General features: G+C 49.5%; 9 protein-coding genes and 2 pseudogenes. 7 read left to right on the top strand and 4 right to left on the bottom strand.

All coding sequences use genetic code 11. The features are described from left to right. Positions 1–254: 254 nt before the first annotated feature. Positions 255–695, bottom strand: a pseudogene (locus tag UR289_RS11535) (inovirus-type Gp2 protein); the annotation flags it as partial. Between the two features lie 707 nt (positions 696–1,402). Between UR289_RS11535 and UR289_RS11530 the strand changes: the two are divergent. Further along, positions 1,403–1,996 (top strand): hypothetical protein, encoded by a 594-nt coding sequence (locus UR289_RS11530; protein WP_045143046.1) that lies wholly within the window; start codon positions 1,403–1,405, stop codon positions 1,994–1,996. A gap of 2 nt (positions 1,997–1,998) precedes the next feature. Here the strand turns inward: UR289_RS11530 and UR289_RS11525 are convergent, their stop codons facing one another. Then, on the bottom strand, positions 1,999–2,277 hold the full coding sequence (locus UR289_RS11525; RefSeq protein ID WP_072048460.1) for a YkgJ family cysteine cluster protein: 279 nt from the start codon (positions 2,275–2,277) through the stop codon (positions 1,999–2,001). A 235-nt stretch (positions 2,278–2,512) separates the two neighbouring features. Between UR289_RS11525 and UR289_RS11520 the strand changes: the two genes are divergently transcribed. After that, positions 2,513–3,604 (top strand): DUF4236 domain-containing protein, encoded by a 1,092-nt coding sequence (locus tag UR289_RS11520; protein WP_045143047.1) that lies wholly within the window; start codon positions 2,513–2,515, stop codon positions 3,602–3,604. 35 nt (positions 3,605–3,639) lie between these two features. Here the strand turns inward: UR289_RS11520 and UR289_RS11515 are convergent. Beyond that, a pseudogene (locus UR289_RS11515) lies at positions 3,640–3,723 on the bottom strand (YkgJ family cysteine cluster protein); the annotation flags it as partial. 164 nt (positions 3,724–3,887) lie between these two features. Between UR289_RS11515 and yeiP the strand changes: the two are divergent. Continuing rightward, positions 3,888–4,460 (top strand): elongation factor P-like protein YeiP, encoded by a 573-nt coding sequence (gene yeiP / locus UR289_RS11510; RefSeq protein WP_008500940.1) that lies wholly within the window; start codon positions 3,888–3,890, stop codon positions 4,458–4,460. 117 nt (positions 4,461–4,577) lie between these two features. On the opposite strand, the gene uxuA is transcribed toward yeiP, so the two are convergent. After that, positions 4,578–5,768 carry a mannonate dehydratase gene (gene uxuA / locus UR289_RS11505; protein WP_320710144.1) on the bottom strand — a complete coding sequence of 397 codons (1,191 nt, stop codon included), beginning with the start codon at positions 5,766–5,768 and terminating at the stop codon, positions 4,578–4,580. A 205-nt stretch (positions 5,769–5,973) separates the two neighbouring features. Here uxuA and UR289_RS11500 point away from each other — a divergent pair, with 205 nt between their 5' ends. The 4 genes from UR289_RS11500 (at position 5,974) to mepS (ending at position 10,283) form a co-directional block, all read left to right on the top strand. Then, on the top strand, positions 5,974–7,440 hold the full coding sequence (locus tag UR289_RS11500; RefSeq protein WP_320710143.1) for a fructuronate reductase: 1,467 nt from the start codon (positions 5,974–5,976) through the stop codon (positions 7,438–7,440). Between the two features lie 124 nt (positions 7,441–7,564). Continuing rightward, the gene (locus tag UR289_RS11495; RefSeq protein ID WP_224979190.1) at positions 7,565–8,551 is read left to right on the top strand and encodes a CobW family GTP-binding protein; all 987 of its coding nucleotides are present in this window, start codon (positions 7,565–7,567) and stop codon (positions 8,549–8,551) included. A 33-nt stretch (positions 8,552–8,584) separates the two neighbouring features. Further along, entirely contained in the window at positions 8,585–9,298 is a 714-nt protein-coding gene (locus UR289_RS11490) for a phosphatase PAP2 family protein (protein ID WP_167819154.1), read from the top strand. Between the two features lie 415 nt (positions 9,299–9,713). After that, the gene (mepS, locus tag UR289_RS11485; protein WP_008500946.1) at positions 9,714–10,283 is read left to right on the top strand and encodes a bifunctional murein DD-endopeptidase/murein LD-carboxypeptidase; all 570 of its coding nucleotides are present in this window, start codon (positions 9,714–9,716) and stop codon (positions 10,281–10,283) included. Positions 10,284–10,393: the final 110 nt, after the last annotated feature.

Here is a 10,393-nt window from a genome sequence, read left to right as displayed (position 1 = left end):
AAATATAATAGTAGACATTAGACACTCACTACGTTCGAGTCCCTCGCTTGGCTCGGTAATTTGAAGAAATGTATTAATCTATAAGCAAAGCAACTATCGTTGAACTATCAAGCAACTGACCGAAGCCAAAGTTAATCAGGTTCAAATCATGCCTTAAAACGCTCTGAGCTAAGCTGTAATCGATTTTTATGATATTGGTAATACAATTGCATGCCTTGTAAAGAAAAACGCTCTACGGGCTTCCTGTGCGATATTTACGAATTCAGTGCTTTACTACTCAATTTTGATGTTGAATACAAGCGCGTTCCCTTCCCTGTTTGCGACTTCCCTCGTTCTTTTGCCAGATAAGAAAGCCAGAATACCGGGTCATCAAGTGATTCATGAGCATCTCCATGAATGACGTAGTGCTCGGGATAGTCTTTAGTGGCTTTAGACAAGTTTACCAGCGTTGCTTTACCACCTGTCAGTTTCATCCAGATTTCCGTAATAATACCAGCGATCCCTCTTTCAGGAGTTCCAAACCACCTTACCGAACGATGTGGAAGTGCAATCCAGCAATGGTAATGGGGCTGTGAAGCCTTTTCCTGTTCGCAAACCCAACCGTAAGCAAAATCGATAATAGGTTCCGATAAACCGTTGTTCCCTGACTCCAGGCGGGCACGTAATCGTTTGAACAGTTTGCGTATGTATTCGTTAGAGCGAAAAGGTTGAGCCAATCGAAGACTGTATCCTCTTTGAAATTGGGGAGCACAGCAATGAAACGATACAGGAAAACCAATGTGTGAGATCTGGAAGGATGATGAATCACGAACGAAGAACATTACAGCTTTAAACAAATACAATTAACGTATATTCAGATCACTGTCTTTTACCTTACCAAATCTACCGACCTAATTATTACCGACGAGTCGCGTAGCGACGAAGTTTCACGAGGCGAAGCCGAAGTGACACACAGCATTTTTGAATGTTAACAGTAGGACTATCACTTGTTCGCTTCGCTCACTGCGTGATACTTCGTCGCTACGCGACTCGTAGTAGTTATATTATGTTATTAAAAGTTCTGATTAGGCTGATCCCTGTCATCCGTTCGCTACGCTCACGTCTGAACTCGCTTCGCTCGAGTTCTTTCAGAATTATTGCTTGGGTATGATTTCAACGAGGCGCAGCCGAAGTTGCTATATATTATAATGCAAAATTAAAACATTAAAAAACAATAACATACAAAAATAGATGTCCTTTGCATGTCTCATTCAAGGGTTTTAACGCAAATAAAAAAACATATATATCAATAAGTTATAAATGCATGTCTTTATATGTCACGACTTATGGGACATACAAATTTTGATTGTCCGTGAAAGATGATAAATAATGGCATCAACAACAAATCCAAGTGGATGTAACCATGAAATTGTACTTTACAATCTTTCCCAAAAGAACAGAAAGCGAATCTTATTTTCTTCGCGATTCCAACGTAAAACTGAACCGGGTTGACAATAAAGAAGTTGATTTACATCTCGATTTTGAGCGTTCTTTCTCAACCATAGCCCAAAGACGGGGACTCGATAAAAGCGAAGTAGATCGAGTTAGAAAGATTAAACAACGTCTTCCTCAGCACAAACACATAGGCGTTGCTCGCCTGAGCATAACTATATTAAAAAATCGCCAATCAGCGTTGTGTTATCTTTTCGTCTGTGAAGGCAACGTAGCATACCTGTCAGCACCTGAAATGGTTTTCTGTGGCGATTCTATGTTCATAAGCTCAACAAAAAGATGCTCGGTTTATGAAACGACCTACAAGGCCACCAAACCCGATTCGAAGCATAGTTACGTTAACTTGCGTTTTGATTCTGAATATAAACTTGTCACGAAAAGACGTGGGCCATCGAAGATTGAGAAATCGTCGCTAACTGCAGCTTCCGACGCCTCCTTATTAGAGGAAGTTAAAACTTTGCGCAAAGAAAATGAGAGGTTAAAAAAACAAAACAATGTCACATAAAATTATAGGTGGACGCCGTTCTCATCCGAAGGCGCTGTTGCCTCTTCCAACTGTATAAGGTAAATCATAGCCTCATCGCGGTTCGTAGCACACATTTCTATTGATGGTTTAAGACTAATGCATATTTTTGGGCGTAGGGGCGACCCAAAGATGCTACACAGGTTATCTTCAGATAACTGAACACATCTTACATTAGCAGGCTTACCCTGCGACATTCCTGGGATTGGGCTTGAAATCGATGGGGCAGTACAACAAGCCCCACAATCGGTACGACATTTCATTACTGATTCCTTGCTCATCGTCCATTGGTCATTGACAGTAACAGAATGTCTTACTGGCTGATAGTTTGCCGTATATGTCCACATTTTAAAGTAATGTGACTATTCATTTTCAATGTATTGAAAATATGGGAATAGAAGCATAAATACCCCCATATGCTTTTCTTAACCTCTTCATTTTTTCAGTGTAAAATCTTGCTCAGATGCATTTTCATGCAACTTATTACAAGGAGTTACTATGAGCTTTTATGTTAAGAAGAGCATTCGCGTTGGACCGATGAGATTCAACCTATCCAAATCAGGAGTCGGTGCATCTATTGGTATAAAAGGGCTGAGGTTTGGTACTGGCCCAAGAGGAAATTACATCCACATCGGCGCTGGCGGGGTCTATTATCGTGCTTCGCTTTCACCAAGCCTGGTCCCACAGAACAGAAAGAAGGTTCAACATTTACCAGACGACTCCCCAATAGAACATGCCACTACACATGCACCTCTTGAGGAAATCGAGTCATCCCATATCTCGGAAATCGTTGATTCAAGTTCCCGAGAACTACTTGAAGAGTTGAACAACAAACGTAAGAAGTCACAAATATGGCCCTTGGTCATGTGCCTTTCGATTGCGCTGTTACTTTACGGTTTTTCACAGGCATGGCCTGAGTGGTGCATCGCTATAGGATTTATCGCAGGGGTAGCAATCTCTGTTTTTGCTTACATGTACGATCAGCTAAGAAAGACTACTGTGCTTTTTTATGACTTTGATGATCAAATGATGGCATGTTACCAGCAACTTCATGATAGTGGAGCAAAGCTCGCAAGCTGCTCAAAAGTATGGCATATAGAGGCTTCTGGAGCCGTTTATGACCCCAAGTATCATGCCGGAGCTGGTAACTTACTACGCAGAAAAGTAACCTCTATCAGCAAATCAAAGCCTCCCTTTGTTAAAACAAATATTGAGACGATTGCTATCAATGTCGGTCGCCAAACATTACATTTTTTTCCAGACAGAGTACTCGTTTATGACCGTGAAGGTGTAGGCGCTGTTGGTTATAACCAGCTATTCGTTAATGTTGGTGATAGCCGATTCATTGAAAGCGAAGGTGTACCTGGAGATGCCATAGTCGTTGGCAGGACATGGAAGTATGTGAACAAGTCTGGAGGCCCAGACAGAAGATTTAAAGACAATTCAGAACTTCCTATATGTCTGTATGAAAACCTTTCGTTTACAAGTCATTCTGGACTAAATGAGTTATTACAACTGTCTAAAACTGGCTATGGAGAAAGCTTTTCACATTCAATCGAAACTCTTAGCAAAAAAGTCATTTCTGCTTAGCTTTGTCATTTTTATACTGCGAATAATTGACCATTAGGCTTGCCCTCCGGCATTCCTGGAATGGGGCTTGAAATGGACGGTGCAGTACAGCACGCGCCACAATCGGGACGGCAATCCATAAATGCTCTCTTTCGCTGACGATCGCCCGCGCAGTCGGGCATCGCGCGCACAGTAACACCTTTTGCGTATTGATAGCAAAAGCCACGAATTCCTCTTGCCTGAAAGGCCGCGCGCGAGTAATTTGGCGCGATATTTTTTACCTCCCGTAAACAGGATTACTGCAATGCCAAGAGCGAACGAAATTAAGAAAGGTATGGTGCTGAATTACAACGGCAAACTGCTGATTGTGAAAGATATCGACATTCAGGCACCCAGCGCCCGTGGTGCAGCAACGCTGTACAAAATGCGTTTCGCCGATGTGCGTACCGGCCTGAAGGTGGAAGAGCGTTTTAAAGGTGACGATATCGTCGATACCGTGACCCTGACCCGTCGCTACGTTGATTTCTCCTACATCGACGGCAATGAATACGTGTTCATGGACAAAGAAGATTACACCCCGTACATCTTCACCAAAGATCAGATTGAAGAAGAGCTGCTGTTCATTCCTGAAGGCGGCATGCCTGATATGCAGGTCCTGACCTGGGACGGCGTGCTGCTGGCGCTGGAGCTGCCGCAGACCGTCGATCTGGAAATCGTGGAAACCGCACCCGGCATCAAAGGCGCATCCGCAAGTGCGCGCAACAAACCGGCTACCCTGACCACCGGCCTGGTTGTGCAGGTGCCGGAATACCTCTCCGCTGGCGAGAAAATCCGCATCCATATCGAAGAAAAACGCTATATGGGTCGCGCCGACTGATTGCGGTGTTTGTCGGGTGGCGGCTTAGCCTTGCCCGACCGACAAAAACACAAAAACCGGCTCTCAGGCCGGTTTTTTTGTAGGCCCGGTAAGCGTAGCGCCACCGGGCAACAGCGCTTACAGAAGCTCCGGATACTTCGTCATCTTCAGCGCCAGCTCAACGCCGCGCACTTCCGCCATCCCTTTAAGCCGGCCAATCGCCGAATAGCCCGGGTTGGTTTTCTTACGCAGATCGTCCAGCATCTGGTGGCCGTGATCCGGACGGAACGGAATAGGACGCACATCGCCCGCCTGCTTGCGACGCGCCTCTTCCGCCAGAATGGCGTCTACCACCGCTACCATATTCACATCGCCGCCCAGGTGCGCCGCCTCGTGGAAGGTTTTTGGGTTCTCTTCGCGGCAGGTCGCACGCAAGTGCGTAAAGTGAATGCGATCGCCAAAGGTTTCAATCATCCGCACCAGGTCGTTATCCGCACGCACGCCGTAGGAGCCGGTACACATGGTGAAGCCGTTATAGATGCTGTTTACCGTCTCTTTCAGCCACTGCATATCTTCAATAGTGGAAACAATGCGCGGCAGGCCGAGTATAGGACGCGGTGGATCGTCCGGGTGCACCGCCAGACGCACACCAGCTTCTTCAGCAACCGGCACGATAGCGCGCAGGAAATACGCCATGTTTTCACGCAGCTGCTGCTTATCAATATCGCCGTATTCCGCCAGGCGCGCGCGGAACTGATCCAGGGTATACCCCTCTTCCGCGCCCGGCAGGCCCGCAATGATATTACGGGTCAGCTTTTCGATGTCTGCGTCACTGGCGGCGTTAAACCACGCGAGCGCCTGCTGCTGCTCTTCCGCGGTGTAATCCGCTTCGGCGCTAGGGCGTTTCAGAATGTGCAGCTCAAACGCCGCGAAGGCGATCTGGTCGAAACGCAGCGCTTTCGAGCCGTCCGGCATCTGATATTCAAGGTCGGTACGCGTCCAGTCGAGGATAGGCATGAAGTTATAGCAAACCGTGTCAATGCCGCAGGCCGCCAGGTTGCGAATGCTCTGCTGATAGTTAGCAATCCAGGTCTGGTAGTCCCCGGAATGGGTTTTGATGTCTTCGTGAACCGGGATGCTCTCTACTACAGACCAGGTTAATCCCTTCTCCGCCAGCAGCGCCTGACGCTGTTGAATTTCTTCAACCGGCCATACCTGACCGTTAGGAATATGATGCAGCGCCGTGACGACACCCGTTGCGCCTGCCTGGCGCACATCATCAAGAGAAACCGGATCGTTCGGCCCGTACCAACGCCAGGTTTGTTCCATTGCCTCACCCTCTTAAGTTGTTATACCAATATGCGTTACTGCAATGACGACTACCATACATGTTTACCGCTAAGGGTCAACATACCGCCACACATTGATTGATCAAACTCACAGAACGGGGATATTTACGGCTCACCAATTTTATTTGCTGTCATATAACTTTACACTGACATTGTTAATTAATGGTTAATCAGGTGTGTATCTCATGAAGACAATTGCCTCCACCGCCCTTCCTGCCCAGGTTCAACAGCCTCGCTACGATCGTCAGCAACTGCGCTCCCGCATCGTCCATTTTGGCTTTGGCGCGTTTCACCGTGCGCACCAGGCATTGTTAACAAACCGGGTGCTGAACGAAAAAGGCGGCGACTGGGGTATTTGTGAGATTAGCCTCTTCAGCGGCGACGTGCTGATGAGCCAGCTGCGCGCGCAGGATCATCTGTTCACCGTGCTGGAGAAAGGGGCGGAAGGCAATGAGGCGATTATCGTCGGTGCCGTCCATGAATGCCTGAACGCAAAGCTGGACTCTCTGCCCGCCATTATTGAGAAATTTTGCGAGCCTCAGGTCGCAATTGTGTCGCTCACCATCACGGAGAAAGGCTATTGCATCGATCCCGCGACAGGGAAACTCGATCTGCACAACGCCCGGATAATCCATGACCTTGAAAACCCCTCAGCGCCGCATTCCGCACCCGGGATCCTGGTCGAAGCGCTCCACCGCCGCCGCGAGCGTGGGTTGCCTGCGTTTACCGTGCTCTCCTGCGACAATATCCCTGATAACGGGCACGTGGTGAAAAACGCGGTGCTGGGCATGGCGCAAAAGCGTTCCGCAGCGCTGTCCGAATGGATTGACAGCCACGTGAGCTTCCCGGGGACGATGGTCGACAGAATTGTTCCCGCCGCGACGGAAGCCTCGCTGGCGGAAATCACCGACGCGCTCGGCGTTGAAGATCCGTGCGCCATCAGCTGTGAACCGTTTATTCAGTGGGTGGTGGAAGATAATTTTGTTGCCGGCCGTCCGGAGTGGGAAGTCGCGGGCGTTCAGATGGTGCAGGATGTTCTTCCGTGGGAGCAGATGAAATTGCGCATGCTCAACGGCAGCCACTCTTTCCTGGCGTATCTGGGGTACCTCGCAGGCTACGCCCATATTAATGAATGCATGGAGGACGCTGCGTTCCGCGAAGCCGCCCGTCGGCTGATGCTGGACGAGCAGGCGCCCACATTACGCATTAAGGATGTCGACCTCACCGCCTACGCCGATAGCCTGCTCGAGCGCTTTGCCAACCCGGCACTTCAGCATCGGACCTGGCAAATCGCGATGGACGGTAGCCAGAAGCTTCCGCAAAGAATGCTGGACGGGATCCGCGTTCATCTCGAGCGAAAAACACCGTGGTCGCTGCTGGCTCTGGGCGTGGCCGGCTGGATACGCTACGTCAGCGGTACCGACGACCGTGGCAACGCGATTGACGTTCGCGATCCCCTCAGCGATAAAATTCGCACGATGGTCAATGCCAGCAGCGACACCGACCGCGTTAACGCCCTGCTGGGGCTGAGCGAGGTCTTTGGTCACGATCTCGCGCAAAACAGCGCGTTTGTGGAGGCTGTCAGCCAGGCATACCAGCGCATCACCCGCCACGGCGCGCGTCAGGCTGTTATCGAAACGTTAAATATTTAACGATTATTGCGCTTAACGCGAACGGATGAAGCCTCCGTTCGCCCTCCCCCTTCTCACCGGTCACGTTTTTCGCCAGGATAGAGAGATTAGTGTTATAGCATCACAATCCTCATCTGGAGCGCACGTGACCAAAACCAACCTCATTACCGGTTTTCTCGGCAGCGGTAAAACCACCTCAATTCTCCACCTGCTGGCGAATAAAGATCCTGCCGAGAAATGGGCCGTGCTGGTCAATGAATTTGGCGAGGTAGGCATTGACGGCGCCTTGCTGTCATCCAGCGGCGCGATGATTAAAGAGATCCCCGGCGGGTGCATGTGCTGCGTCAATGGCCTGCCGATGCAGGTCGGGCTCAATACGCTGCTGCGTCAGGGCAAACCCGACCGCCTGCTGATTGAGCCCACCGGGCTGGGCCATCCGAAGCAGATCCTCGATTTACTGACCGCCCCGGTTTACGAGCCGTGGATCGACCTGCGCGCCACCCTGTGCCTGCTCGATCCGCGTCAGCTTCTGGATGACAAGGCGGTGGCTAATGAGAACTTCCGCGATCAGCTCGCCTCGGCTGACGTTATTGTCGCGAATAAAGCAGATCGCGCCACGGCTGAAAGCCAGGCCGCGCTGGACGCGTGGTGGCAACATTTCGGCGGCAACCGCACGCGGGTGCAGACCACCCAGGGGAATATTGATAGCGCCCTGCTTGACCTTCCTCGTCTGAACCTCACCGAGTTGCCTGCCAGCGCGGATCATTCGCACAGTCATCCGGTTAAGCAGGGTTTAGCCGCTCTCAGCCTGCCGGAACATCAGCGCTGGCGTCGTAACCTGAACAGCGGCCAGGGATATCAGGCCTGCGGATGGATATTTGATGCTGAAACCGTTTTCGACACCATCGGGATCCTGGAGTGGGCCCGACTTGCTCCCGTCGATCGCGTGAAAGGGATCATGCGCACGCCAGACGGGCTGGTGCGGATAAACCGTCAGGGTGACGATTTCTTTATTGAAACGCAAAATGTGGCGCCGCCTGACAGCCGAATAGAGTTAATTAGTGCGGTTAACGCCGACTGGAATACCCTCCAGTCCAGCCTGTTGAGGATTCGTTTAAGTTCGGGCGGCTAACGTTGCCCCAGTTTTCACTCTATGCAGAACGTTATGACAACTCGATTTCCCCTGATATTACTGCTTAATGTCGCCGGTCTGGCGCTTTTCTTCTCCTGGTATATCCCGGCGGATCATGGTTTCTGGTTCCCGCTGGATTCTGCCATTTTTCACTTCTTCAACCAGGAGCTGGTGAAGAGCAACGCGTTCCTGTGGCTGGTGGCAATTACCAACAACCGCGCCTTCGACGGCTTCTCGCTGCTGGCCATGGGCTGCCTGATGCTCTCTTTCTGGCTGAAAGAGGATAAAGCCGGGCGTCGGCGTATTCTCATTATCGGTCTGGTAATGCTGCTGTTTGCCGTCGCCATTAACCAGCTGGCAACCGCGATTATTCCGGTTAAGCGCTCAAGCCCAACGCTATTCTTCACCGATATTTATCGCGTCAGCGAACTGCTGCATATTCCAACAAAAGATGCGTCGAAGGACAGTTTCCCCGGCGATCACGGTATGATGCTGCTTATTTTTTCCGCAATTATGCTTCGCTATTTCGGCAGAAAAGCTTTTGCCATAGCCCTGATTATTTTTGTGGTTTTTGCCTTCCCGCGCGTAATGATTGGCGCTCACTGGTTTACCGATATTGCCGTCGGTTCGCTCTCCGTGGCGCTGATTGCGCTGCCGTGGTGTTTGATGACCCCACTGAGCGACAGGATAATAGCGCTGTTCGATCGCTATCTCCCCGGAAGAGCGCAACAACAATTAAACAAATAACTAACCTAAATTAACGTGAGCTATCAGGGATCGACATGATCCCTGATAGCGTTCTCGCCGCGATCTTTCCCCACTGTCATATTCTCGTCATCATATTCATGATAAAAATGAAGCAATTGCATACTGGCGCAGCGGATCCGTCGCTATTTTGAGCAATTCTATGTTTTTACTTTCTGTATCACATTTTCTTATAAAAAAAAGGCTTTTTTTTCTCGCAATACCCCAGGCAATCGGTTAATCTCGAACTCGTTTTGCCCCATAGAGATAATTATTTCACTGGCGAATAATTTTGTGCGCTGTGCCACAAATGTGACCAGAAAGAATTGTCTCAATGTGAACAGATAATTAGTCTCGTCACGTTTGGCATTTTTATAACGATATTTGTCGTTAAGGACTTCAAGGGATAATAAACAAAATGGTCAAATCTCAACCGTTTCTGAGATATATCTTACGGGGGATCCCGGCGATAGCAGTCGCGGTACTGTTGTCTGCATGTAGTACATCGAACACCGCAAAGAATATGCATCCTGAGACGCGTGTTGTGGGAATGGAAGATTCCTCGTCACTGCAAGCCTCTCAGGATGAATTTGAAAATATGGTACGTAATCTGGACGTGAAGTCCCGCATTATGGACCAGTATGCTGACTGGAAAGGCGTGCGCTATCGCCTTGGTGGCAGCACAAAAACAGGTATTGATTGTTCCGGTTTTGTACAGCGTACGTTCCGTGAGCAATTTGGGTTAGATCTTCCGCGTTCAACCTATGAACAGCAGGAGATGGGCAAGTCGATTTCACGTACCAAACTGCGCACCGGTGATTTAGTCCTGTTCCGTGCCGGTTCTACAGGTCGACATGTTGGCATCTACATTGGTAATGACCAGTTTGTACATGCCTCCACCAGCAGCGGTGTGACCATTTCCAGCATGAATGAACCGTACTGGAAGAAGCGCTACAACGAAGCACGCCGCGTACTGACCCGCAGTTAATATGACTATCGTATCGTTGGTTATCCCTTGGCTGGCGATATGATGAAAAAAAGCACTGCTTCGGCAGTGTTTTTTTTTGCCCGTTACACTGAATACATCCAGCGGCATTT

It is taken from the genome of Enterobacter sp. 302C9 (assembly GCF_034106085.1).
Classification (GTDB): Bacteria; Pseudomonadota; Gammaproteobacteria; order Enterobacterales; family Enterobacteriaceae; genus Enterobacter; species Enterobacter asburiae_B.
This window is presented reverse-complemented; position numbering and strand designations above follow the sequence as displayed.